The 25,715-nt window shown below is 42.0% G+C and carries 24 protein-coding genes; 3 read left to right on the top strand and 21 right to left on the bottom strand.

The genetic code is table 11. The features are described from left to right. Positions 1–25: 25 nt before the first annotated feature. The 18 genes from mreD to ACH6CZ_RS00990 all read right to left on the bottom strand — a co-directional run bounded on the left by mreD (position 26) and on the right by ACH6CZ_RS00990 (position 16,540). Positions 26–544: a rod shape-determining protein MreD gene (mreD, locus tag ACH6CZ_RS01075; RefSeq protein WP_374095593.1), complete on the bottom strand. Its 519-nt coding sequence runs from the start codon at positions 542–544 to the stop codon at positions 26–28. Continuing rightward, complete coding sequence (mreC, locus tag ACH6CZ_RS01070) at positions 541–1,422, bottom strand: rod shape-determining protein MreC (RefSeq protein ID WP_374095592.1); 882 nt, start codon at positions 1,420–1,422, stop codon at positions 541–543. The genes mreD and mreC overlap by 4 nt, the downstream gene beginning before the upstream one ends. A 32-nt stretch (positions 1,423–1,454) precedes the next feature. Continuing rightward, a complete protein-coding gene (locus ACH6CZ_RS01065; protein ID WP_374095591.1) occupies positions 1,455–2,456 on the bottom strand; it encodes a rod shape-determining protein in 1,002 nt (333 codons plus the stop codon). 96 nt (positions 2,457–2,552) lie between these two features. Continuing rightward, a complete protein-coding gene (gene radC / locus ACH6CZ_RS01060; RefSeq protein WP_374095590.1) occupies positions 2,553–3,248 on the bottom strand; it encodes a RadC family protein in 696 nt (231 codons plus the stop codon). 11 nt (positions 3,249–3,259) lie between these two features. Beyond that, positions 3,260–3,826 carry a Maf family protein gene (locus ACH6CZ_RS01055; protein WP_374095589.1) on the bottom strand — a complete coding sequence of 189 codons (567 nt, stop codon included), beginning with the start codon at positions 3,824–3,826 and terminating at the stop codon, positions 3,260–3,262. Between the two features lie 206 nt (positions 3,827–4,032). Beyond that, the gene (locus ACH6CZ_RS01050; RefSeq protein WP_374095588.1) at positions 4,033–4,701 is read right to left on the bottom strand and encodes an SPOR domain-containing protein; all 669 of its coding nucleotides are present in this window, start codon (positions 4,699–4,701) and stop codon (positions 4,033–4,035) included. A gap of 112 nt (positions 4,702–4,813) precedes the next feature. Next, positions 4,814–5,569: a prepilin peptidase gene (locus ACH6CZ_RS01045; RefSeq protein ID WP_374095587.1), complete on the bottom strand. Its 756-nt coding sequence runs from the start codon at positions 5,567–5,569 to the stop codon at positions 4,814–4,816. Between the two features lie 16 nt (positions 5,570–5,585). Then, positions 5,586–6,023, bottom strand: coding sequence for a type II secretion system protein (locus ACH6CZ_RS01040; RefSeq protein ID WP_374095586.1), 438 nt, complete (start codon positions 6,021–6,023; stop codon positions 5,586–5,588). After that, positions 6,020–6,820 carry a hypothetical protein gene (locus ACH6CZ_RS01035; RefSeq protein ID WP_374095585.1) on the bottom strand — a complete coding sequence of 267 codons (801 nt, stop codon included), beginning with the start codon at positions 6,818–6,820 and terminating at the stop codon, positions 6,020–6,022. The genes ACH6CZ_RS01040 and ACH6CZ_RS01035 overlap by 4 nt, the downstream gene beginning before the upstream one ends. After that, entirely contained in the window at positions 6,813–7,400 is a 588-nt protein-coding gene (locus ACH6CZ_RS01030) for a PilN domain-containing protein (protein WP_374095584.1), read from the bottom strand. The genes ACH6CZ_RS01035 and ACH6CZ_RS01030 overlap by 8 nt, the downstream gene beginning before the upstream one ends. Continuing rightward, on the bottom strand, positions 7,397–8,308 hold the full coding sequence (pilM, locus tag ACH6CZ_RS01025; RefSeq protein WP_374095583.1) for a type IV pilus biogenesis protein PilM: 912 nt from the start codon (positions 8,306–8,308) through the stop codon (positions 7,397–7,399). Before pilM ends, ACH6CZ_RS01030 begins: the two co-directional genes overlap by 4 nt. 127 nt (positions 8,309–8,435) lie before the next feature. Further along, positions 8,436–8,912, bottom strand: coding sequence for a prepilin-type N-terminal cleavage/methylation domain-containing protein (locus ACH6CZ_RS01020; RefSeq protein ID WP_374095582.1), 477 nt, complete (start codon positions 8,910–8,912; stop codon positions 8,436–8,438). Positions 8,913–9,014: 102 nt separating this feature from the next. Continuing rightward, positions 9,015–10,226 (bottom strand): type II secretion system F family protein, encoded by a 1,212-nt coding sequence (locus ACH6CZ_RS01015; RefSeq protein WP_374095581.1) that lies wholly within the window; start codon positions 10,224–10,226, stop codon positions 9,015–9,017. 14 nt (positions 10,227–10,240) lie between these two features. Further along, a complete protein-coding gene (locus tag ACH6CZ_RS01010) occupies positions 10,241–11,266 on the bottom strand; it encodes a type IV pilus twitching motility protein PilT (RefSeq protein ID WP_374095580.1) in 1,026 nt (341 codons plus the stop codon). Positions 11,267–11,277: 11 nt separating this feature from the next. Continuing rightward, positions 11,278–12,933 (bottom strand): GspE/PulE family protein, encoded by a 1,656-nt coding sequence (locus ACH6CZ_RS01005; protein ID WP_374095579.1) that lies wholly within the window; start codon positions 12,931–12,933, stop codon positions 11,278–11,280. A gap of 19 nt (positions 12,934–12,952) precedes the next feature. Further along, positions 12,953–14,413 carry a VanW family protein gene (locus ACH6CZ_RS01000; protein WP_374095578.1) on the bottom strand — a complete coding sequence of 487 codons (1,461 nt, stop codon included), beginning with the start codon at positions 14,411–14,413 and terminating at the stop codon, positions 12,953–12,955. A gap of 18 nt (positions 14,414–14,431) precedes the next feature. Next, complete coding sequence (locus tag ACH6CZ_RS00995; protein ID WP_374095577.1) at positions 14,432–15,148, bottom strand: PRC-barrel domain-containing protein; 717 nt, start codon at positions 15,146–15,148, stop codon at positions 14,432–14,434. 21 nt (positions 15,149–15,169) lie between these two features. Beyond that, positions 15,170–16,540, bottom strand: a complete 1,371-nt coding sequence (locus ACH6CZ_RS00990; RefSeq protein ID WP_374095576.1) for a phage holin family protein — start codon at positions 16,538–16,540, stop codon at positions 15,170–15,172. A 92-nt stretch (positions 16,541–16,632) separates the two neighbouring features. Here ACH6CZ_RS00990 and ACH6CZ_RS00985 point away from each other — a divergent pair, with 92 nt between their 5' ends. From ACH6CZ_RS00985 to ACH6CZ_RS00975, 3 genes are read left to right on the top strand one after another with little or no spacing between them, the layout of a single operon-like run. Continuing rightward, entirely contained in the window at positions 16,633–17,151 is a 519-nt protein-coding gene (locus ACH6CZ_RS00985) for a prepilin-type N-terminal cleavage/methylation domain-containing protein (RefSeq protein ID WP_374095575.1), read from the top strand. Next, positions 17,144–17,743: a PilW family protein gene (locus tag ACH6CZ_RS00980; RefSeq protein ID WP_374095574.1), complete on the top strand. Its 600-nt coding sequence runs from the start codon at positions 17,144–17,146 to the stop codon at positions 17,741–17,743. Before ACH6CZ_RS00985 ends, ACH6CZ_RS00980 begins: the two co-directional genes overlap by 8 nt. 11 nt (positions 17,744–17,754) lie before the next feature. Continuing rightward, a complete protein-coding gene (locus tag ACH6CZ_RS00975) occupies positions 17,755–19,377 on the top strand; it encodes a hypothetical protein (RefSeq protein ID WP_374095573.1) in 1,623 nt (540 codons plus the stop codon). Positions 19,378–19,408: 31 nt separating this feature from the next. Here the strand turns inward: ACH6CZ_RS00975 and ACH6CZ_RS00970 are convergent, their stop codons facing one another. The 3 genes from ACH6CZ_RS00970 to ACH6CZ_RS00960 form a co-directional block, all read right to left on the bottom strand. Beyond that, positions 19,409–20,284 (bottom strand): ankyrin repeat domain-containing protein, encoded by an 876-nt coding sequence (locus tag ACH6CZ_RS00970; protein ID WP_374095572.1) that lies wholly within the window; start codon positions 20,282–20,284, stop codon positions 19,409–19,411. Between the two features lie 58 nt (positions 20,285–20,342). Further along, positions 20,343–23,843, bottom strand: a complete 3,501-nt coding sequence (locus ACH6CZ_RS00965) for a DUF5057 domain-containing protein (protein ID WP_374095571.1) — start codon at positions 23,841–23,843, stop codon at positions 20,343–20,345. 97 nt (positions 23,844–23,940) lie between these two features. Next, positions 23,941–25,650: a sensor domain-containing diguanylate cyclase gene (locus tag ACH6CZ_RS00960; protein ID WP_374095570.1), complete on the bottom strand. Its 1,710-nt coding sequence runs from the start codon at positions 25,648–25,650 to the stop codon at positions 23,941–23,943. Positions 25,651–25,715 lie beyond the last annotated feature (65 nt).

The raw sequence follows: 25,715 nt of genomic DNA, 5'->3' as shown, positions 1-25,715 counted from the left end.
ATGATTCACCCCAAACTGTAGCGTATTAATCCTCGAGCTGCCTGATTCTCAGTGCTGACATCCAGGCTTTAAAAGGATAGGCAGCGATAAAAATAAATGCTGCATTAAAAAGTAATGTCGAATATAATCTCTGATTTAAAAATCCCTGAATGCCTAAATCTGCAATGCCGATCAGGAGATTAAACTGGTAAACGAACCACTCAAGCAGCGCAATCATCACCAGTGCAATCAGACTGCTGATCACAATATTCTGAAAGATAAGCCGTAAAATTAATGTAGAAATATAAATCAGGAACGGGAATAAAAACATATATACGCCCATAATTCCTGTAAAGAACACATCATAGAGAAAGCCGAAAACAAACGCATAAATATATGAGATATTCCGGCTGTAATAGAAGCTTAAAAACAATAAGAACACAATCAAAAAACGGGGAACAAGCAGTCTCGTGTCACCTGCCACTTCGATTGGCGAAAAAGTTGCAAAAATACTTTCACTGTAGAAAATGACGATACCGAGTAGCGGAAGAAGGAACCGTCTCATTCCTCTTCCTCCTCTAATTCAGATTCAATCTCATCAGCACCTGCAGCCGTGCGTTCCAATACTAAAACATGTTCAATATCATAAAGTTTTGCAGCAGGTTTCACGTAGGCCGTCTGAGTAAGGCCATATTCATCAGATGAGACTTCTGTGACTTCACCGATCAGAAGACCACGCGGGAAGACACCGCCAAGTCCGGATGTAATGACGCTTGATCCTTCTTCTACCGGAACATCAAATGGTATTTTCTTAACCATAAGTTCTTCTCTTTCCGGGTCAAATCCTTCTACTAATCCGTAAACATTCGATTCTTCTGTCTGAATTAAAGCTGACACACGGTTATTTGAGTTTCTCGCACTAAGCAGTTCTACAGTAGATGTAAACTGACCCGTATCTTTTACTCTGCCAATCATTCCACCGGCTGTCTGAACAGCCATGTCAGCTTCAATCCCGTTTACCTGACCTTTATCAATAATGATTGTATCCTGCCACTGATCAGGGTTTCTCGCGATCACAGTTGCATTTGTTGTACTGTAATCACGAATATTCCCTTCAACGTTTGTCTGTGCTCTTAATTCTTCATTGTCTCTCTCAAGGTCCGTCACCTGCGTTTCAAGCAGCGCAAGTTCTTCAAGTCTTGATTTGAGCTTCTTATTTTCACTGTAGGTATTCAACAGATCCTGTACGCTTTCTACACCGCCCTGAACAAAACTTGCAGGTTTTGATGCGATGTTCTGTCCGAATCCTACAATATCCTTTACAAACTGTTCAGGAAGAGAAATGTTCTCTCTTTCCCTTAAAGAAAAGCCAATCAATGCGACAAGCAGTATAATACTGACGAGCAGCACAATCAGCCTTTTATTCCTTAAAAAAGAAGGCATTTTCTGCACACCCTAACGTACTGTTTTCCCTGTTACTTCTGTTTTTTAAAGTAATCAATATTATCCAATGCTTTACCTGTACCAATTGCCACACAATCCAGCGGTTCTTCAGCAATGTGAACAGGCATAGATGTTTCTTCTGTCATTAACTGATCAAGCCCCTGAAGCAATGCGCCGCCACCTGTCAAGACAATTCCGCGATCCATAATATCTGCTGAAAGCTCCGGCGGGGTATGCTCAAGTGTACTTTTTACTGATTCAATAATCGTTGCAATCGTATCAGCAAGCGCACGCTGAATTTCCTTTTGTGTAATCTCAATTGTTTTAGGCAGACCAGTGAGCAGATCACGACCACGGATTTCCATTGTTACATCGTTTTCAGCTGCAACAGCAGAGCCGATCTCCATTTTGACCGCCTCAGCCGTACGTTCACCAATCATCAGGTTGTATTGCTTTCTGATATACGTAACAATCGCATCATCCATTTCATCGCCTGCCACGCGAATGGATTCGCTTGTGACAATACCACCGAGTGAAATGACTGCCACTTCAGTTGTACCTCCACCAATATCTACGACCATACTGCCAGTCGGTTCCCAGACAGGTAACCCGGCACCAATTGCAGCTGCAAACGGCTCTTCAATCGGAAAAGCGTCTTTTGCACCAGCCTGTCTAGCTGCATCAATCACTGCACGCTTCTCAACAGATGTAATCCCGGATGGCACACAGACCATCACGTAAGGCTTTCTCGTGAATGAGCCATTTTTCAGTGCCTGATTCATATAATATTTCATCATTGTTGACGTCGTTTCAAAGTCCGCAATAACGCCGTCTTTCATTGGGCGGAGCGCAACAATATTCCCCGGCGTCCTGCCAATCATATTTCTCGCTTCATTTCCCACTGCTACAATATCTCTCGTATCCTGTCTGAGCGCTACGACTGAAGGTTCTCTAACAACAATTCCCTTCCCTTTTATGTAAACAAGTGTATTCGCTGTACCCAAATCAATCCCTATATCTTTCGTTCCAAACATGGAGTATCTCCCTTTCTCATTACACTAATAGCCTTTTACAGGCCGGTCAAAAACCATAGCTTTAATTATAGCTTACACGCATGTATTTTAACAACGTTACATATACCCTTTTTCCTTCAAACTGACATACTTCTTCTCACCGATGATTAAATGATCGAGCACTTCAATGCCTATCATTTTCCCACATTCTACTAATCTTCTGGTCACATCAATATCTTCTTTTGAAGGGGAAGGATCACCGCTCGGGTGGTTGTGCGCACAGATAATAGAGGCCGCTGAACGCTTGAAAGCTTCTTTAAAAACCTCTCTGGGGTGCACAATAGAGGCATTCAGCGAACCGATGAAAATAGTCTGCTGGTGGATAATCTGATTTTTAGTGTTGAGGTAAAGCGCTACGAAATGCTCCTGAGTTAAAAAGCGCATTTCATTCATCAAAAAAGTGGCACCATCTTCAGGTGAACGAATTGTGAACCTGTCTTCAAAAGTAATGTTGGCGATCCTGCGGCCTACTTCAACAGCAGCCAGCACCTGCACAGCTTTTGCGTGACCGATGCCTTTGATCGAAGTCAATTCATTAAAAGATGCTTCTTTTAAAGACCTTAATCCGTTGAATTCCTGAAGCAGTTTGTTGGCGAGGTTAATGACGGACTCCTCTTTAGAGCCCGTGCGCAGCAGTATTGCGATCAACTCCTGGTTGGATAAGCTCTGAGGTCCCTGATTAATAAAGCGTTCACGCGGCTTATCTTCGTCCTGGTAATCTCTGATCATTAACGTTTTTTGCGGAATCAGCATGATTTTCCTCCTTATGAGTGAAAACAGCTGAGAAAGCGTTGAAGCTCCCTTTTCAGACGGGCAGCCGGAAGCCCTACAACCGCATAATAATCTCCTTTAATCGAATGAACAAACAAAGCACCTCCGGACTGAATCCCGTAAGCCCCTGCCTTATCATAAGGATCATCAGTTGCAACGTAGTCACTGATTTCCTGATCAGAAAGCGGCCAGAACGTAACTTCTGTCTGTTCTGTAAATGAAACCATTTCTGTCCCTTTCATCAGGACAACGCCTGTATAAACAGTATGCGTGCGGCCTGATAGACTCCGAAGCATGTCTGCTGCTTCTTCAGCTGTTTTTGGCTTTCCTAAAATTTTGTCCTGATACACAATCGTGTCACTGCCGATCACGACTGAATCAGGATATTCAACAGCGATATCAGCTGCTTTTCCTTCAGCGATTTTACGTACCGCTGTCTCGGGATCCGGATCTGTAATGGTGGATTCATCAAATGAAGAAGGGTGAATCTTAAAAGGATAAGGGAGTAGTGTCATTAATTCTTTACGACGCGGAGATTGTGAAGCTAAAATGATTTCCATGAATTTCACCTCTGTGTAAAATGATAATTGGGAGACAGGTTCAGTATAGCACAAGTTTTGTGGTGGGGATGATTTATTTGGAAGTCTTACATGATTTAGGCGGCTCGGTGGGGTCGGGGTTCAGCGGTTCACTATTAGAATGATTCTAATAGTGGAACATTTAACTCGGCCCCCGCTGTGCCGCCTGTATCAAATGAAATTAACCTTCATTCACTGCTATTCTTTTCAAGCTGTAAAATCGCACCAAGACTTTGTAGAAAGGCTGTTTCACCACTGCTATTTTTGATTACTTTCTGCAGCGTTTCAAGATCATTATTCTCCAGCTCACCGCTAGTCGCAGTAAACGCTGAGCCGGGTGATGTGAGTTTTTGATGTATTGCACCTATTATAGCGGACAGCCATTCCCATTCTTTTTCAGACAGGTCGAGCTGAAACGCTTCTACACCGATTTGTTTCAGGTATACATCTCCGGTATGAGCGGCTGCCAGCGCTTTTGCCTTTTCTTCTGTTCCGGCTGCCCCGATCCATAAAAGATGCATATCATCCTGTTTTACCAGAACGTATGGCGTCTCAGAAGACAGCGTGGAAATGAAGTCATCAGCTCCTGCTTCCGTGCTGAACGCCCCGGCCTGCAGCACCCAAAAAGTGAATGCAGGTACTTCAAACAGGCTTGTCTCTTCAGGCGGCTCAGCAAGCAGCGGCTGCTGTTCAGGCTTTTCTAACAAGAGATTTAAAATCAGTCCGAAAATCGCCGCACATAAAATACCTGATACAATCGGAAATAACATTAACCCTTTTGTCTGTTTTCTGTTCTCAAATGAAGGAAATTGAATAATGGTTCCATCTTTATTTTTCGAAGCCGGTTCCTGTTTCATCTTGAGCGCTCCTTCTTTTCTTCAGATAAGTAGAGGCTAGCATGAAACATAAAAAAAAGAACAAGACATTTGTCGTCCTGTTCACGAGAGATTCCGACAGACATTTTGCCCGTCAGAAAATCAGATTCATATAAGCCGAGATCAGATCATTCCCCCAGAAATAAGCAATCATTGCACCCGCCGCAATTGAAGGTCCGAACGGCACTGGGTCTTTTCTCGATTTCTTTCTCGCGTAAATGGCAAACAAGCCTGCTGCTGTTCCGATGAATGTTGCGATAAAGAAAGACAGCAGCGTCAGTTTCACCCCAAGCACTAATCCAATAACGGCATAAAGCTTAATGTCCCCGCCGCCCATACCGCCTTTTGAGATAATGGCGATTAACAGTAAAAGGGTAAAGCCTGATGCAGCTCCAAGGGGGGCGTCCCACCAGGGGGATAAAGGAGCAATTATTCTGAGCATCAAAAGCAGGCCGCCGAAAAATAACAGAATACGGTCAGGGATCAGCATATATTCAAGGTCAGATACAGATATAATGATCAGCAGTGATGCAAACAAGACGCTGACTATCAGCTCACCTGAAAACCCATATACATAAAAGCTGAGTGCAAATAAAAGACCTGTAAAAGCTTCTATCACCGGATATTTAACAGGGATCGTTAAACCGCAGCTGCTGCATTTTCCTCTTAACAGAAAATATGAAAGTACCGGTATGAGCTCAGTCCATTTTAACCGGTGACCACACTTAGGACAGGCGGAGCCCGGGCTTACGATGGATTTTTTTTTCGGCACCCGCAGACCGACTACGTTATAGAAAGAACCAAATATTGTGCCGTAAAGAAAAAACAGACCGGAAAATAAAATGGACATCAGCTCAAAGCTCCTTTTAATATGGCGTAATGCTGTCACGTGATAACGAATCAAAAGTTGATGGTTCCTCTGAATCCCTACTACCGCAGATTTTATGGCTTTCAGCATAAAGGCAGATAGAAACCGGCTCAATCCCTGAAAATACGACGTAGCTTGGATTATCTTCAGCAAATATTTCACCTGTAAACGGGTCCCGGGCTTCTTCAACAAGTCCTTCATTCAAAAGATCCTGATACGTTACACGGTCAACAGGTGTTTCATCAATCCGGTGATACAATGCATATTTTCTTGCAGCTTCTTTCATTGTGTAGGCATTTGAAATAAAAGCATCCTGTTTCGCTTTTGAGATTGTCGTCTGGATCATAAGTGCACCAATAGACAAGAGAATACCGAGAATTACAATTACAGCGAGCAGTTCGATGAGCGTAAACCCTCGTTCATTGTTTTTTTTCATTCCTCTTCCTCGTCATCTTCATTAAGATCAGGAAATTGTGAGAGCGGGTTATTCTTTTCGGCCGGTGGCGGTGCATTGATCAGCGGCAGTTCACTGACAAGTTCTTCAAGCTCCGGATAATAAAATGCCGCAACAGACAGTGTGTAGACAAACGGTTCAGACAGGTCATTGATTGACACCTGCTCACCGTCATCTGAAAAACTGATCTGCTCCACTTCCATAATCCGGTTTGACTGTTCGAGTACATCTAAAAACTGCTGCATTTCAAAATAACTGTCAGAGGAAACGGACAGGTTCATCAGTACTTTATAAAGCCCTGCCGGTGCCTGGATATCTAGCGGAACCGGCTCTGTTTCTACGACAACTTCTTCAGTATCTTCATTAAGTGCTGCATTTCCCTCAGCCGGCGTTTCTAGCGGATTTCCCATCTGCTCAGGCGCTTCTTCCACCTCATTCAGCGATGTCACTTCCGATTCAGTAATATTTATAGAGCTGATCAGACTGCGGGATACGAGCTCTGCTTTTTCAAGTTCAAGAATCAGCTGATCAACGAGCGGTTTAACAGGTACCTGCTTTTGCAGCTCAGCACTGCTTTCAAGCGTTACGGCTGTAACGTTTTCACTGTTTAAAAGGAGTGCATCGATCAGCTGTTCCTCCGTTTCGAGCTGCTGCGTTTTCAGTTCAACCTCAGCATTTAATGGATAGATCAGCATAAAATACAGTGCAACAGGAAGCATGACTGCAAGGACTGCGAGGACAATGGTGATCAGTGACGATTTGTTTATTCCACTATTCAAGTTCATCACCCTCCCTGAATGTCTGTTTGTTCAGCATCACTGTATACTGCGCAATATAACGCGGCAGGATCTCTTCTGTTCCTGCAGCCTCTGTATCTATTTCTTCTGTTACCATGCTTTGAAGGGATGCTTCAGCCACCCGGTCGGACTGCTCAAGCTGGTGCAGATAAAATGCTGCCTCTCTGCTCAGATCGAACTGAACCGTCAGCGTAATCAGACCTGTGTCGGTATACTGAAATGACTCGAAAAATCCTCTTTCAGGTAAAAGTTCTGTCAAATAATCGAGCACTTCAACTGTTGGAATCGGATAATCCTCCATAAAGGTGATCGCGGATTCAAGATCTGTGATGCCCCCGGAAGGTTCGCTTACAGCATTTTGCTGTTCAAGCAGCAGCTTTTCCTGTTCAGCCTGTTCAAGACGTGATTCAAGTATGCTGAGCTCTTCATTTTTTGACCACTGAAGCACAAATACAGCTGCGATCAGAAGAATAAAAGCAATCAGAATTGGCAGTATAAAAACCTTGTTAAACCGCTGTTTTCTCTGTTTTCTAGGGAGTAAGTTAATGGATATCTGATTCATCGCAGTCCCTCTTTTAACGCAAGACCAATCGCCACTTCAAATCCTTTTGGATCGATATCCAGGTGATTAATTTCCCTTGTGATAAATGGCTTTTCAACCTTCACTCTCACCGTGTCAGATAACCCCTGGTGAAAGTCTTCCACATCAGAGTGGTCTCCGCTTAAATAAATTTTCCCGATCTCACCGTCATCCTGTACAACAGAATACTGATAAAATCGCATAATTTTTTCGATTTCACTATAAAGTTCCTCAAATTCTATGTCCCAAAGATCAATCGGTCTCATAAATAACGGGAACCCGTTATGAAATACTGACACGGTCAGCTGACTCGGTTCCATATGTAAAAACATTAAATGATCCGTCTGATCAAGCGTTCCTGTATGCTGATAATACCTGTATAAGGAGAGCGGTGTAATATCAGCGGTCAGGGGTTCAAGGGAAGCTTTATCAAACAGGTCCCTGTAACTGCTCACCACATCAACAGGTGAAGCAAAAATTATAATATTTCTCTTATTGTCACCCGGTAATTTCACAAAATCAAATACAGGATCATCAAATGGCAGTTGAATCCTGTTACCAAGCTCCATATATAAATAACCGTGAATTTCCTGATCGGAGAGGTTTTCCTTTAATTCAATCTGTCGCACAATCACATAATGATCCGGTACAGTAAACTGCACTTTTTTCCTTTTAATCTTCCAGTCGCGTACACACTGCTCTAAAATGGATTCAAGCGTTTCTGCGTCTTCTATCTTCCCGCGCTGGATGATCCCTTCAGGCAGTTCATAATACTGCACCTGTTTAATATCAAGCGGGTTCAGTGACTTCAGTTCCACCATTCTGATGGCTTCTTCTGAAAAAACAATATGTACAAACTGATCGGAGCGGCTTAATAATGACTTTAGCATGTAAAAACCCTTTCTCGGCTGAATTCAGCTGTCAATCAATGTTGTCCTATGGTGAAATAGGATAATCTCATTATAACGTATTTGGGACTTTTAGATAGTAAAAAAACAAGCCCGGGGGGCTTGTTTTTTAGTCGTTTACTACTGCATTTCGATCTAATGCTGCTTCAGCAACAGGGTCATCTTCGTTAGCAGGATCTTCAACATCTCTTTCATCACCATTTAAATAAACAGTATATGTTAATTGATTTCCAGCATCAGCAGTAACTATAACCACCGAATCGTCTCTATTATAAGTATCGTTATCCCCATCTGGATCCTCTAAAGTTTCAATGTAACCTTCATTTTCTAGCGTACCAAGTGTAATTGATACTGTATTTCCTGATTCCGGTACTAAGTTATTATCCCCTGCTACTGCAATCTTCGCCGAACTAATCATCTGTTGCGCATTCGCAACGTGTGCGTCCTGTCTTGTGTTATCAATAATTCCGCCAATCGCCGGAATCGCAATCGCTGCAATAATGCCAAGGATAACAACAACTGCAAGTAATTCAATTAGTGTCAGACCACGTTCATTTTTAATCATTGACTTCATTTTCTTAAACATGTGTATTCCTCCATTTGTTAGTGTTTTTCCTCTACTTTTATACTACTATACTTTTACATGAAAAATATAGCATAAATATAGCATAAAATAGCTAAAATGTATCTAATATTGCTGAACGTCATTAAAGATCTCAAACATTGGTACCATGATAGCGGTCACAATTGTTCCGACGATACCTGCTAAAAAAACGATCATCAGCGGTTCGATCAGTGATTTCAGCTGTTCTGTGGCATGGTCAACTTCTTTTTCGTAGAAGTCTGCCACTTTTCCAAGCATCGCGTCTAAAGAACCGGTTTGTTCACCAATTTGTATCATTTGTGAGATCAGGGGTGGAAATGCCCAGTGATTTTTCATCGGGTCTGTTAGTGAATTTCCTCTTTCAAGTGATTCTCTTGATTCCCTGATGACTTTTGCAATGACTTCATTTTCAACAATCGTTTCTGAGATAGCAAGCGCCTGCAGGATTGGAACAGAGCTTGAAAAAAGAGAGCTCAGCGTTCTTGTCAGCCTGGCAAGTACTGCTTTTTGTATGAGCTTGCCAAAAAGCGGGATTTTCAGTACAAAATAGTCAAACTGATATTTAGTTTTCGGATGTTTTTTCAGCGCAATAACCCCGGCTGCAATTCCGGCTATCAATAATATTACGATATACCACCAGTTGACCATAAAATCACTGGCACCGAGAACGAACTGTGTAATAAGCGGCAGTTCACCACCGAAATCTGCGAACATATTAACAAATGTCGGCACGACTGAGGTCAATAGAAAAATGACAACCCCAAATGCCACAATCGCCACCACAACCGGGTAGGATAGCGCTGACCTGATTTTCTGGCGAGTATTATACTGCTTCTCGTAGTGATCACCCAAACGCTCGAGCGTCTCATCAAGGTTACCGGTTGCTTCACCGGATCTCAGCATATTGACAAAGAACGGTTCAAATATCCGGTTGAACTTTGCCAGGGATTCAGATAGCGTATTACCTTCACGCAGGTCAGCTTCCACTGACTGCAACGCCTTCCTGAGCGCTTTACTTTCCGTCTGTTTTGCAAGTACAGCAGTTGAGTCGACCACTGTCACACCTGCTTTTAACAGCGTGGAAAACTGTCTCACAAAAATCAGCAGGTGCTGAAGCTTAACCGGATTCCCGATTGCAATATCTTTTGTTAAAAGCGTTTCCTGCTGCTCTTCAATATCAGTCACGCGGATCCCATCAGCGGCAAGCTGCTGGATCGCTTCTTTTCTCGTTACCGCCGAGACGATCCCTTTTTTCAGCCCGCTTTTTGTTCTGCCCTCATATTTAAAACGTGCCATCCCGAGCTCCCCCCTTACATGTACGGTTTCGCCGTTTCCTGCGAAATCATATTTTTATCATAGAGCTCTCTGACCGCTGTCTGAATGAGCTGCATACCCTGTGCCATAGATGTCTGAATGACTGAAGGCAGCTGGTGGACTTTTTCCGTTCGGATTAGGTTTGCAACAGCGGCGTTATGTGTCATAATCTCAACGGCGGCGACTCTTCCTTTTTTATCTTTTAGAGGCAGCAGACGCTGCGAGATGACACCTTTTAAAACACTTGCAAGCTGCAGCCTGATCTGTGGCTGCTGTTCAGGCGGGAACACGTCAATGATCCGTTCAACGGTTGATGCCGCACTTGATGTGTGAAGCGTGGCAAATACAAGGTGACCAGTTTCTGCAGCAGTGATCGCTGTCTGGATCGTTTCAAGGTCTCTCATTTCCCCCACCAGAATAATGTCCGGGTCCTGTCTGAGTGCACTTCTGAGTCCGTTGGCAAATGTTTTCGTGTCATACCCTACCTCACGCTGATCGATGATACAGCCCTCGTGGCTATGAAGATACTCGATCGGATCCTCAAGGGTAATAATGTGCTTTTTCTCAGTCTGGTTAATGTGCTGAATCATTGAGGCAAGTGTGGTGGATTTACCACTGCCGGTCGGCCCTGTCACAAGAACCAGTCCCTGATGATAATGGGCAATTTCCTCAAGCACAGGCGGCAGACTCAGACTTTTTAATGTCGGAATAGATGTTGGGATCACACGGATCGCAAGTGACATGCAGTTCCGCTGGTGATAAACATTCACACGGAATCTAGATACGCCCGGGAGACCATAGGAAAAGTCGATTTCCCCTTTTTCAAGAAAGTTCTGCCATTTTCCATCCGGAAAAATAGCTTCTGCCATCTTCTGCGTATGTTCACCTCTAAGTTTATCTTTGCCAAGTCTTTTCAGGCTGCCGTCAATTCTCAGTACCGGTGGAGACCCGACAGAAAGATGCATATCAGATGCACCGAGTTCAAAAGCGGTTTTCAGCAGGTAATGCATTTCCTCTTTCATACATACAGCTCCTATTCTATTGCCACACGCATGATCTCTTCAGTGGTTGTAATGCCCTGCTTCACTTTCAGCAGTCCATCATCAATCAGAAAGATCGTTTTGTTTTTAATCGCAACTTCTCTCAGTCTGGCAAACGATTCACGGTTTAAGATAATATTTCTCATTTCTTCATCAATCATTAGCACTTCATGTATGGCGATTCGTCCTTTGTAACCGGTCATATTACATGACGTGCACCCTTTACCTCTAAAGACAGTTTCAATCTGAATACCACGCTTGGCAAAAATCTCTTTTTCGCTGACTGTAGCTTCCTGCTTTTCTGCACAGTCACGGCAGACTTTTCTCACAAGACGCTGCGCAACAACCCCGCTCAGTGAGGAAGCAATTAAAAACGGCTCCACGCCCATATCAAAGAGTCTAGTCACTGTACTGAGTGAATCATTCGTATGGATCGTACTTAAGACAAGGTGACCTGTCAGTGACGCCCTGATTGCGACTTCAGCCGTTTCCTGATCACGGATTTCTCCGACCATAATGACATTTGGATCCTGACGCAAAATCGCCCGTAGTCCTTTAGCAAATGAAAGACCGACGTTGGTATTCACCTGAATCTGATTAATGCCTTCAAGTTGATATTCAACCGGATCTTCAACAGTGATAATGTTGACATCTTCACTGTTCAATTTGTTTAGTGCCGCATAAAGCGTGGAGGATTTTCCTGAACCGGTTGGCCCTGTAATCAGCACAATGCCGGTCGGCTTTTCAATCATGGACTGGAACCGCTTCAGATTCAGCCGGTTAAATCCGAGCGTCTGAATATCATTAAGCGAGCTGCTTAAATCAAGAATACGCAAAACAATTTTTTCACCGTATACAGTCGGAAGCGTTGATACACGCAGATCAATTGGTTTGTAGTCCACATTGATCTTAATACGTCCGTCCTGCGGAATCCGCTGTTCTGTGATATCAATATTGGCAAGTATTTTAATACGTGCAGTCAGCATGGACTGAATGTGCTTTGGTAGCACGCGTTCTGTCCGCAGCACACCGTCCACACGGATTCTCACGAGAACTTTTGTTTCCTGCGGGTCAATGTGAATATCACTTGCGCGCTGGGAAGATGCTGCTGATAACAGCTGATTCACCAGCCTGATGATCGGCGACTCCATATCTGTCAGTTCCTGCGCAGAGACATCTTTTGATTCATCAATTTTCAGGTCTTCAAAGCCTTCTTCAGTCTCATAATACTTATTAATAGATCTGATAATATCATCTTTGGTAGAAATAACCGGTCTTATTTCAAAGCCGGTGGACAGTCTCAGATCTTCAATTGTGTAATAATCCATCGGGTCGTTCATAGCCACATAAAGCTTTTCCGCTTCTTTTTTTAGCGGGATAATTAATTTGCGCTGGGCATCATCTTTCGGAATCAGTGTGAACAGATTCGTGTCAAATGGATATCTGTAAAGGCTGACCCGCTCAATGCCAAGCTGCACTTCGAGTACTTCAATTAATTGCTGCTCAGTGATGTACCCTCTTTCAAGCAGTGCATCGCCGAGCTTCAAGTGCTGCTGTTTTTCAGAGAGCGTTTTTTCAAGCTGTTCCTGTGAAAGTACGCCTGCTTCGATCAGCATATCACCAAGGCGCTTTTTTGGTTGAACTGTCATCAGCCTTTCCTCCTGACATTTACTTTGGGTTCTGATCCTGTTTTATGGATTTGTTCTGATCATTTTCTTTTCTGCCGTGCTCGTTCTCACCATTATTCTGATCTGAACCGCTGCCTGCAGATCCGCCCCCGGCATTATTTTGACCGGATGAATTTTCATCCGAATCGTTGGCGCCGGAATTCTCACCTGCATTACCGGTAGCAGGGCTTTCGTTATTTTCACCATCTGTCTGGTTATTTTCATCTTCAGCGTCTGAAGGATTATCAGTGTTTTCAGAATCATCCTGCTCTTCCGGGTTCTCCTCAGCAAGCGGTGCAGGTGAATCCAGACTGGTCACTTCAACACGGTGAACCGGCGGATAGAAGTCTTCGTATAAAAATTCCCTGTCTATTTCAATCGAATCGACGTCAAGCGTTACGCGCTCAATTGGTATAAGCTGACCATCGAGACCGGGTTCTGTCACTTCAACTGCTCCGTCTGCTACAAACGCACTGTACTGGCGAACCGTTCTGAATGGAAGAATATCTGTTTCAGGGATTTCAGCGGTATAGGTGAACGGCTGAACAGGTCCTGTAATCCGAACGTACAACGCGCCCTGAATGGACTCAAGGTTAATCGTAAATGGAGACTGCGTTGCATTCATTACTTTATAATCGTTATTTCCGGCGATTGCTATGCTCGCTTCCTTTCCGGGTACAGCATAATCAGGCAACATCAAACTGATGTGGCGCTCTGCAATCGCTAAAGGAGTTTCAAGGACTGCTGTGTGAATGACACTTGCGATTTTAGAGAGCTCTTCATCAGTTATCTCGTAATCTTCCACAGATTCAATGACCTGATTTGAGAGATTTAATACAGAGTAGTACTCTCCCGGTGCAAGCGTGACAGATTCGTGTGTAAAGATGTAATTTTGCTGTGCAGCTGTGACGGTAAAATTTCCTGCCGCTTCAGCAATGAGCGTTTCACCGGTACCGGAAGCAAGAAGAACTGATAATTCAATCGGATCTTCTTCTCCCGTTTGAAGGAAAGTAATTCTCCTTTCAATTTCACTCTGGACTTTTGCAGGATCAAGTACTTCTGATTCTGGCAGTCCAAAATCTCTGTTCAGGATCATCACGGCATCCCCCATATTCACATTTAAAGGAACAGGGTTCACAGCGCCATCATTAGCAGTCTGAACAGCTTCTCTAGGAAAGAACTCAATTAATTCAGGATCCAATTCAGATTTTTCCTCACCGTATGTAACGATCAGCTCTGACTGCTGCTGCCAGTTTAAAATATCCTCTGTCACTGCAGCCTCAGCTTCTTCAAAAGAAAGACCGGCAACATTCGTTCTGCCAATCATTGTGCCCTCACTGAAAATTTCTTCTCCTGCTGTAACATCAGGAAGCAGTGCGGGACCTGTCACGGCTGCACCGGCAATGATGATAAAAGAAAGCAGCATGACTCCAAGCATTTTTAAAGCAATGTTCTGATTCATGAACCGCACCAACTTTCATTATTCAACTGAAGTTGCAAGTTTTGCAAAAGTAGAAGGCCCTTTTTGTTTTGTCATTTCAACCTGGTCTTCTGTCAATACTTCTCCTGCTGAAAGAATTTTTTCACCGCTGTAATCTGTTACATCATTTTTCAGAGTCTTACCAACAAGCATCGTCATTTGTTTTTCTTTCAGCTGATCGACTTTTGAAGGTTCTTCAGTATTAGTTTCAGGTTCAGACACCGCTTCAATCGTTTCGCGGATAGACACTAACGCCTCTTCTTCTAACACAATAATGTCTTTACCATAGGTAATAACAAAGTCAGCATTGATAAAACCGTTTTGATCAGCAGCATCAATATTCAGCGTTTCAATTGAGCCGGTATCTTCATTGAAGTAATATTCCTTGATCTCGCCCGCCAGCTGACCTTTTTTCGTTATCGCTTTCGTATCTGCAACAGATATTTTTCTGTTCAGCAGTTGATTGGCAATTGGAATTTCATTCAGATCAATAACCGCTCCGCTGTTTTCCACAGTGATTGCATAGCCACCAAGTCCAATAATCTTTTTAAATGGAATCGCTCTGACACTTGTCTGCCAATCTTCATGTTCAATCGCAATAAAGTCTACTGACCGCTTCTCAGGGTTTACAACAATTGATTTCACTGTACCAATCTCTGTTCCATCTGTAATTGAGATAACCGGCAGACCGATAAGTTCTCTACTATTTTTCATCATTTTTCCCACACCTATTCTTTTTTAATTTTTCTGTGATAGCAAGTTGCGTAATTCTTTCATTTCAATGTCAATAAACTCGTTTTCAAAGGTCTCTGATACTTCGTTACTGAGCGTCAGCGCTTCAGTTATTAGCTGCTGATGAACCATCTGTTCCAGTAAGATCCGGTAAAGCGCAAACTGCTGTGACGGATCAGATGTGAGATTCAACGTTTCCCGAATTTCATTCTCAAGCTCTTCTATATCAGCGCCTTTATGCGAATCAAATTCAGACGTAATCAGGTTAAAGATCTGTTCATCAATCACTGCAGGCCCAGGGAAGTTTTCAGGTTCACCATTCTCTGTAGCTGATTCCGCCAAAGTGACTTCCTTATCCTCTGACAGCTGTTCTTCTGTCGAATGTTTCTGATCTTCACTATATAAAGACAGGTCAGCATCTTTTAAATCTAACTGACGTTCCACACCGGTTTCTTCATTATGAGCTGGTAAAGGCTCTGATGTATCTTCAGGTTCTTCCCTGATATCACCTTCTGCCAGAATGAGAGATTCTGTGCTTTCTGGCTCTTCCGCAGCTGGCTTCTTATCAGAGTCGTCCGTATCAGTGATGTGTTCAGGGTCATCCTCTTCAAGACGAAGGTTTGTAAAAAACAACTGCTCTTCCTGATTCATCACCGGTTCCTCGTCTTGTTGTTCCGGTTCTTTAGTTTTCAAATCTTCAGGGGCTGCCTCCGTATCTAAAACAGCGGCACTTTCAAGCCATGAACGGTCCGCCTCCGGCACCTCATCCTTCTCAGCTGCTTCAGGTTTTTCATATGCCGATATTATCTCAGGCTCCGGCACCCGAAGGATCATATGGTTACGGGATTCAAACAGCTCAGCCATTTCCCTTTCCTCATGATCTTCAGATATTTCTGATTGTTCAGGTTCTGCTTCGCTTTCAGATGATTCATCCTGTTCATCTATCGGGTTGTGATCCGGTAGAGGTAGATCCTCTTCAATCACATCATCATGTTTTTCCTGCATGTACGCTTCATTATGTATGATGATATCGAATGGTTCTTCATCATCCTGCTGAACCGGTTCAGCAGAAACGTCTTCTTCATTTATGTCGTCCAGCGAATCCGGGAGATCTTCATCTTCATGATCAGCCGCTTCAAGTATAAAAGATTCACCTTTTCTTTGAAGAGCAATCGCACTAATTAAGATGATTCCGACTCCGGCAAGCAGCGCTGTCCAGAGATCGAGAATATTCTGGAGTAAAATAAACAGCAATGCTGCTGTAAATGCAATCCCGGCTATTAAAAATGTTCCTCCGGTCGAGAAACCAAGCGGAAGAAAATATAAAATTGGAATTACGATCAGCATTCCAATGATGGCAAATATATAAGCCCCCATTACTTCACTCCTAATCATCTATTTTAGTTCATATGATATATATGATTATTATTGTATAATAAAACTAATCAAATTGAAAGAAGTGAAAAAGCATGTCTTTTTACGTATTTCATAATAAAAAAGCATTTACCCTGATTGAAGTGTTAGCCTCTATTACACTTCTGAATATCATTATCTTTTCACTTCTGACTTTCTTTTTAAATTCTTATAACTACACTTTTTCCAACCAGGATCAGACCATTGGCAGTAATGCTGCACGCAACGCTGTAACGTATATTGAAAGTCAGGATTTTCTTCAGTTTAAGGGTTACCTTGATGCTGTCGGAAATGTTAGAACAATTAATGCTGATGATTGTTCTGCAGTAATTTCCGGCCAAAACCTGTTTGAAGATCCAGCTGCCTGTTCAGCTGTTTTTGAACCTGTCATTAATAATCAGACCTACAATGCTGAAGTGGTACTTTCATATTATGGGATTGCAGAGGACGGAAGTATCACAAGTGACCAGGCTGATGTGCTGAAAGAGGAAATGATTCAGGTTGAAGCAAAAGTTGAATGGGAAAGAAAAAGAAATGATCAGGTGACAGTCAGGGGGGTGCTGCGCCGTGAATAATTTAAACGAAAGAGGAATGACGCTGATCGAAGTATTGGCTGGTATTACAGTTGCCGCTATTTTCAGCGCATCTATTTATGGCGTTTTCGTATCCGGGCTGTCTTTGTATGAAAAAACTTCATCTCTTGGTCAGGCCAGAGATGAAACGGATTATATGGCGACGATGATCATGAATGAGCTTTACACACAAAAGCCTGATTTTGTCACCCCTTTTGAAGACGATACAAAAAAAGGGGTTATGCTGACGAGACTGACTGAAAAGGATGTAACAAACTATCTTGTTGAACAGCCTGATTCATCACATGATATGTACATTTATTTTGAAGGAGACATGATTGTTTTTGATGAAATAACAGCTGATGAGAAAGAATCAGGTAATCCTGTTGCAGGTGATTCACCTGAATTGATCATCTCTGGTGAATCTGTCGTATTACAGAATGAAGGAAGTTCAATCGAATTGAAGTGTGAGAGTAATTGCGAAGAAGGGCTGCCAACCGGCATTATTGAGCTGAACCTATCGATTCTTCCTGCAAATGCAAGGGTAGCAGATAAAATGGACCCAATTCAATTAAGGTCAGATTTTGGATTTTGAGGGGTGAAATTGTGAAAAATGAATCCGGATATACGCTGTTAACAGTAATGCTGATCATTCTGGTATTTACCACACTTGGCGCTGTGCTGCTTACGGTCACAATCGGCAGTACGCAGCGCACTGAACTAAGGGAAGATACAATTGTTGAAGATTCTGATGCGATAAGAGCCATTGAACAGGGGACTGTTATTCTCAAATACCAGATTCAGAATAACAGTTTTTCTTCACCTGGTGACATTTATCAGAGTGAACTTGATCAGATCATCAGCTCACTCACCTCTGAAGGATTAAATATCAATGTAATAGACCGGTCTTCAGAATATGATATTGATCTGAATAATGTTTACACCAGAGTATATGAAATCAGTAGTACCGGGTACAGCGAAGATTATGCAAAACTGGTTTATATTACAGCGATGCCAAGCTTTTTAAAATATGCTGCCGGAGCACGGGATGAACTGAGCTTACATGGCGGGATGTATATCGACGGAGATATTTATGCGAACAACCAGCTGAATGTATCAAATGAAGCAAAATATATTTATGAAGGACGCTTAAATACAGTTAAAAATGATTTCCCTACCGTATCTGAACGATCAAGTCTAGTTTTGGAGGAGTCAGGAATTGCAAGCAGCTGCGATTACACCGATGGTTTTAATTGTTTTGAGACAACTGGAGGTACTTTTACAAAGTCACCCAACTGGCAGCAGCTGCAACTGGAAACGTTACTGTCGGGATCATTCAGCTATCAGTCACCTGCGCTGGGGGAAGCAACAGAGTATATTGATGTTAAGCTGATGCCGACAGTTACTTCTAAAATACAGAAAATCGACTCAGCTTTTACTGAAACAGAAGCTGATCTTATCGCAGAAGGTGATTCCATTATTGCAATTAGAAACTACCCAAACACCGCTGCTTATAAGAATGCTCTGTCCGATGACACAGTTTTACATGAAGAAAATGTTATTACATCAGTATCATCTGACAAAAATCATGTATATCTCTCAGATGCTTTTTTAAACACAGATTCACTGTCTGTAGATTCTGATAAATGGGTTGTGGTCATGGGTGATCTGATTTTAGAAAGCGCGGCTGGTGAAACAGCTGATATTAGTGCAAATATTATTGTATTCGGAGATGTGACATTACGCGGAGATCTGGCAATGGATTCTGTGGTGTACGCATTAGGGGAAACCACTGTCTTCAATGCCAATATCACACGGCCAGCAGGTAGTGGTGAGCTGATATTGATGAGCGGTGGAAGACTTGACATCGCGCTGCTGAATTCGTTCAGTAACCCAGCTGATTTTACAGAATTCCCAAATCAGTTAAATGCTTTTTTATATACCGATGAAAATGCAGAAATCTACGCTGTCGGATCATATGTCTATATTGACGGCGGCGTATTCAGCAAAGGTTCTCTTGAGTTCAATAGTTACAGGGGCGATACATCAGAAGGCCCTGATGATATTATTTTCACAGCGACACCTGAAGACAGCGCAGCTTTTCAGAAATCACGCCTTTTTGTCCGGAATAACCAGCGGCTGTTTCTGGAAAAACTGCAGGCACTTCCGGAAGTTGAGAAGCTTGATGTGATTGAAGACACTTACAGAAAAATAAATCGTGAAGAATAAAAAAATCAGCGGGATAGATTCCGCTGATTTTTTAGTTTTGATTGAGCAGGGAAAGTATTTCTCCATTATCATAATTTGCTGCAAGATCTGCAGCTGTATTCCCGTTATCATTTTCAATATCAGTGTCTGCCCCCAGTTCGAGTAACATTGAAACACTTTCAGTGAAACCGTAATCGGAGGCAAACATGAGTGCCGTCCAGCCTTGTTGATTTTGCCAATTTACTTCATCGGCTTCTGCAAATACCCTCACCCATTCCGGATTGTTTGACTTTACTGCAGCCGTGATTGGCATATCACTGTTACCATTCACTTTACCTCCCGGATACGATACAAATTCAGTCACAAAGGATACAGATTTGTATGGAAACCTTGCAGCTGTATGAAACAACGTATCCCCTGAGGAATTAATGGCACCTGTATCGACTCCCTGTTCAGTCAACCAGGCAAATAAAGCTTCGTGGTGCATCCTCACTGCTTCAAATAGCAGGGTCTCATCTTCATCATTCAGTTCGAAAATCAAATCGCTATCCTGTTCGTGCAGCTTTTGAATCAGGGAAAACATCTGATCGTTTATCCCTTCTTCATCTAACGCGGGATCAATCATAGATTGGGCAATCAGCCACGCATCTTCTTGTGACGGGTCTGCGCCTTCGTCAAGCAGCAATTCACCAACCCCCGGCTGTAGCGACGTTACTGATACCTGAAAAGCGGTCATACCTGCATCATTTGTGAGATTAACTGCCTGACCATTTTCAATCATAGATGAGACTGCTGCCTGATCACCTTCTGCTATTGCATTAAATAAAGCTTCGTTATCTATTTCAGCCGGTCTGCCAAAGACATAAAAGGTTACAGCAAACACTGCTAATAAAAGGACTACGAGTGCGATTAATATACGTTTTTTCATGATCATACCTCCTTACAAAAGCGGTTACGAAAAAAGAAAAGGCTGATTGCTCAGCCTTTTAGTATCTGTCTCCATCTTCAGGGTCTGCCTGATCTGCTCTATCTGTAACAATAACTTTAATCGTATCGGTGAAAATTTTTCCGTCCTCAGTCGTCACGGTAACCCGGACATAATTATTTTCTCCAGTACGTAAACCGTAGACGTTCCCATTACTTTCAAGTGTGATAGATGGATTCACACCACCCTCAGTAATGTCTTCATAGACAATACTTGCGATGTCAGTCGCATCAGTAGGTGTAATTTGTAGCTCTGAAGATAACGGATACTCATCGCCTTTACTGATCGTAACTGAATCTGAGATAAATCCTGCATCAGTCAGTGGCGATACGACATTGACAGTCACTTCATCACGCACACCATTAGGCGCCTGAATACGAATGACCGTCGTTCCTGCTCCCTTACCAACAATGACGCCCGGTGAAGTTACTTCTGCTATTGAAGGGTTATCAGAGCTCCACTCCAGACTGTCAATCTCAGCGTAGTCAGGTTGAACTGAAACTGTAAACGAATCAAAGCTGTCATTCTTATTAATTGTAATTTCTCCAGGTTCTACATTAAGAGATTCAATTTCTCTCGTTTTTACAGTAATCAGTGCTTCAGCTCTTACTTCAGTACCATTTGCGTTAATACCCTTTGCTATAGCCTTTGTTGTTCCAGGCTGCAGCCCTGTTACAGTTCGTGTGGCTGTATTGACTGATGCAACTGTAGTGTTTTCAAAAGAAATTTCAATACTTCCGGAAGCATCAGACGGATTGACCGTGAGCGGCAGTTCAGCAGTTTCACCAACATACAGTTCAACACTGCCTAAGTCTATGGATTCAATCGGTACTCTTACAGACACGTTTGAAGTTCTAGTGATTTCATTGCCAAACATATCAGTTACTTTTACAGTAATTAAGGCTTCCCCACTTCCAGTTGCTTCAATGACGCCATTAGGGGTTACTGTTACAATTGCCGGATCTGATGTGGACCATTCAATTCGATCCACCTGCGCTTCATCCGGCTCATAGCTGAAGTCACCTGATGCAAGGAGGTTTCTTTCAATTCCTTTGTCAAGGACGATAGATTCAGTCAACTTGACATCAATGATCGGATTCCCTGCGACAAAATCAAGCCTGTTGAAGCTGCTTTCAAATGTCCCGGAATAATCTTCTTTATTTCCATTATTTTTCTTTTCCTTTTCGTATACCTGATCATGTGTTAACGTCGTATCATTAAGTGAGTACTTACCGCCCTCTGTCACTTTTATACCGATTGAAAAGCTGACTGGATCAGCCCCGCGCCACTTTCCTTTCCAATCATCGTAATCCTTTGTATAATCAATCCGTTCTTCGATCAGACCTGTTACTGTATACCCTGATTGAAGCGTTCCTTTTTTTGTTAAAAAGGATGGCAGGTCCATAATTTCCACATTTGGCGGAAAGACTTCTTCATATTGAACATTTTCAATCCAGAACGATTTTTGCCCGCCGATTTCATTTCTTTCAATAGGCTTTAGATCAATTGTATAATTTACTTTAATCAAATCCCGTTCTACTTCATATACCTGTTTAACCGGGTCTAGCTTTCTTGATAATTCAAGCAGGTTATCAGGTAGTTCAAATAATGTTACGGTTCTCGTTTTAACAGTTTCCGCGCCTTTTTCATCCTGCGCAACAATTCTGATGTCAACTTCCCCTTCACTTTCCATGCCATGTTCTGCCTGAAAAGAGATAAACTCATTATTTCTTACATCATTCTTTTCGAAAACTACCTGATTATTCAGATATACTTTCACTTTATTTCTTTTTGATGAAAGATGATCATCGGTTACAGTAAAACTGATAGGTATCGTCTGATTCAATGGAAACTCTTCAGCATCATCAGGTGATTCCACATTGATTTCCGGGGCCTGATTTGCACCTGTAAATGCACGATACATTGTATTTACAAATAGCCGCTGCTCGCCATCAGGAAATCCTGTAGACGTATGCCCCGTGCCGGAATAAGTTACGTTTCCTTTAGAGTAAGTATAATAATGATTCCAGCTGTCATTTACATCTCTGTTGCTGCCGGTAATGTTATACCATGGAATGAGATTCTCATCTTCAAGGTCAAGTGTATAGTATTGATTGTGCGTTGACGCGATTGATACATTTTCAGGAAGATCATATGGAAAAGATGTCATCATTCCTTCATTTACCTTTTTCGTTTGTGTTGACCGGTTCGGAGCCCCGTATCCCATATTTGTATGGGGAGCAATCTGACCTGTCTCATCCATAAAATGCTTAACCCAATCATTATTAGTCTGAAAAATTGTATCATGTGTAAACATGACACTTTGTCCTGACTCAATAAAGTTCTCTACAGACTTTATTGCACCGGCACTCAGGTTTGTATTACTGTTATAGGAATCACCAAAACCAAAAATAATCATATCATATTTTCCGTTGATCAAAGAATGAGAGTATTTACCAGAATCTCCTCCTGATCCGGGACTGCTGTTAAACACATCAAATTTGGTCACATCAATATTGATCTTATACTGGCCGTCTCTTTCTAGATAACTTTGCTTCATATTTTGAGATTTCTTCAGTGAGCTAGCACTGCTGTTACTTGGGTGTACCTGTAAAACGTTAATTTCAATCTCTTTATCTTCAAATAAGAAGCTTCCCGTCTCATAATCGCTTACAGCGAATTGTCCGCGCGGTTGAACCAGTTCAAGTTTCCACGTTCTCGGACCTGAGAAACCATGAGGTAGTTTAAATGTTAGCGTCTGCTGGTGATTGGTTACATTCACCTCTTTTACAACTTCACCAGATTCAAACCTATCATTAAAATTCTGGTCAATATATAATCTCAGCTTCATTCCACTCACATTAGTATTATGAATATTGATTGAATATGAGATTTCCTCATTTTTTCTATAAACCTTTTTACTCACATCTTCCGGCTTTTGAGTCACGTTAAATGACGGCTTTTTAATAAATGCTGTATTCATATATGCGGCAACAGTCTGCAGTAGTTGATTTTGCCCACCGCGATAATATTTGACTGAATTTCCTGCTAGATTAGATAATTTTGCTTGCAACTTTCCACCGTTAGCTATACTATCTGCATGAATAAATACAGGCTGATTTTTTTGAACGTAATGTTTTATGATCTGATCAGCTTTATTATTTGTTATATCATTCATTAAACGCTGCGTGGCATGATCTTTGCTATTCACTTTTACGCCTTCAGTTGAATAGTTTCCTTCTGAGATGATAATGCCATCATACTTTCCATTTAAATCAGCTCTGTCTGCGACAAATCTTTTCATTGACATCGCTTCATAAGTAATTTCATAGCTGTCGTTACTATTAAATGATAAATTTTGTGGCGGAGTTTCTGCATAGATAACAAGAAAATGTACCTGGTTCTCTTTCGTGCTGTTTGCTAATGCAGTTTGCAATATGTGGGTACTGAAAGGCACCCATACCAAAATAAGTGTTAACAGGACTAATAATAATCTCCTCAAAGCACACCACTCCTTTTTAACTAAGTCTATATAATCATTTTATCACATAAAAATAAAAATCCTACTTTTATCTCTCCTAACAGCATGAATGCAGGTCTCACTTTACATAGACAGCCACTTTATTTCTACCCTTTTGCTTTGCTCCTATATAAAGTGCTCTGTCAGCGTTTCTCATCAGGTTCTGTGATGAATCAGAGTCTTCAGGGGAGGATGCAACTCCTATACTCACTGTTACATTTATATGAATCAATTCTCTATCGTTACTTAAATCGTGCCTGATTTGAAAATCATGTTTTTCAATTGCACATCTAATCTTCTCGCCGGTAATCACAGCTTCCTGTTTGATTTTATCGCTCACTAAAAGAACAAACTCTTCACCACCGTACCTCGCGATCAACGCCTCATCACCTGCTGTTTCAACTAATATACCAGCAAGTTCTTTCAGGAGATCGTTCCCGCTTTCGTGCCCATATGTATCGTTTACTTTTTTAAAGTGGTCAATGTCAAGGAGAATGAGTGAGAGTGCACTCAGTTTTCCTTCTTGCAGTTTGCTGAATTCCTTGTCAAGCTGCTCACTGAAATACCTGAAATTATACAAGCCTGTCAGCCCGCAGCGCTCACTCCTCTTTACATTGCGCTGGTAGTTCCTTGCGTTTTGTATCGCAATTGCCAGATAAGAACACAGAATTTCAAGAATAGCAACCAGGTGGGTTCCAAAGGCATTTTTCTTTTTAGATGCTGCCAGAAGCACTGCTACAGTCTTTTTATTCCGCTGGATGGGAACGCAGATGATACTTTCAATATCTGCAGGTACATATCCTTCTACTTCTTCCACCCATTCTGATTTTTTGTTAAACAGCGTGGCTTCTCCTGTTTCCCATACTTTCCCCGAGATTCCTTCACCTTTTCTGACGGGCGATAAATTATTCGGCTCAACCTTGCCGTTTTCAATTCGTCTCAGCAGTACCAGTTCATCATTTTTCGAGTGAACATCCAGTATATATGTATAATCAAGCGGCATGAGGTCTGACAATTTATTTGTAAATAGATCGAGAACTTCGTTGACATTCAGACGCTCAGCAAGCTGATGACCGATTTTAGCAGACTTTGCAAGGTCAGTATTGACTCTTTCAGAGGTATTATAGAGCCTTAATATAACTGTAACAGCCAAAAACGGGAGACCCAGTAATAGTGTCGCTGCAGGCCCTATCAGCTGCAGTAAATAGAACAGCGCCAGTCCAAAAGGCATACTCAGCATAGTGGACACATAATCGAGCTTTGTATCACTGCTGAAAAATGCATATCGGTTTCCAATGATCCAGTTAAATACGTATAAATAAATATGATTTGCAAAAATATGAATAAAGATATAGATACCGGAAGCCATGAAAAACGGCCAGAAACCGGCTGAAGTATCTATACCGATTTGAAAGAAACTCAGTCCTGAAAGTAAACTGATCAGCATAAACATTGTTGAATTCAGCGGAAAACGATATGAGGTTTTCAATGTAATACGTGACTTGATCAATATCGGAATCAGAACGACTTGCATTAACAGCATTTCAAAAAACATGCCGTATGCTAAAAATGCTGCCAGGTTAATCCAATGGATAATGAAGATCGTTGAATGATCCACTTTAAATGGGAGATAAGCTGAAATGACCGCTAAACCAATTAAACTGATGAAAATCGTCCAATCGAATTCTGTCATCGGGCTGAGCTTCCATGCTAAATAAAGAACTGATGGAAATGCCGTCAGCCAAATGATCCATAGTGCCCACTTAACTGACATTTTCACTTCTTTCACCTTATCTCACCACGCTTTTTTATGATAATAGTCACACTTAACTTTTATCATAACAAATAAAAGAT

Origin of the sequence: Jeotgalibacillus sp. JSM ZJ347 (assembly GCF_044383825.1) — a bacterium.
Classification (GTDB): Bacteria; Bacillota; Bacilli; order Bacillales; family Jeotgalibacillaceae; genus Jeotgalibacillus.
The sequence above is the reverse complement of the archived record's forward strand: the minus strand, read 5'-3'. Positions and strand labels throughout refer to the sequence as shown.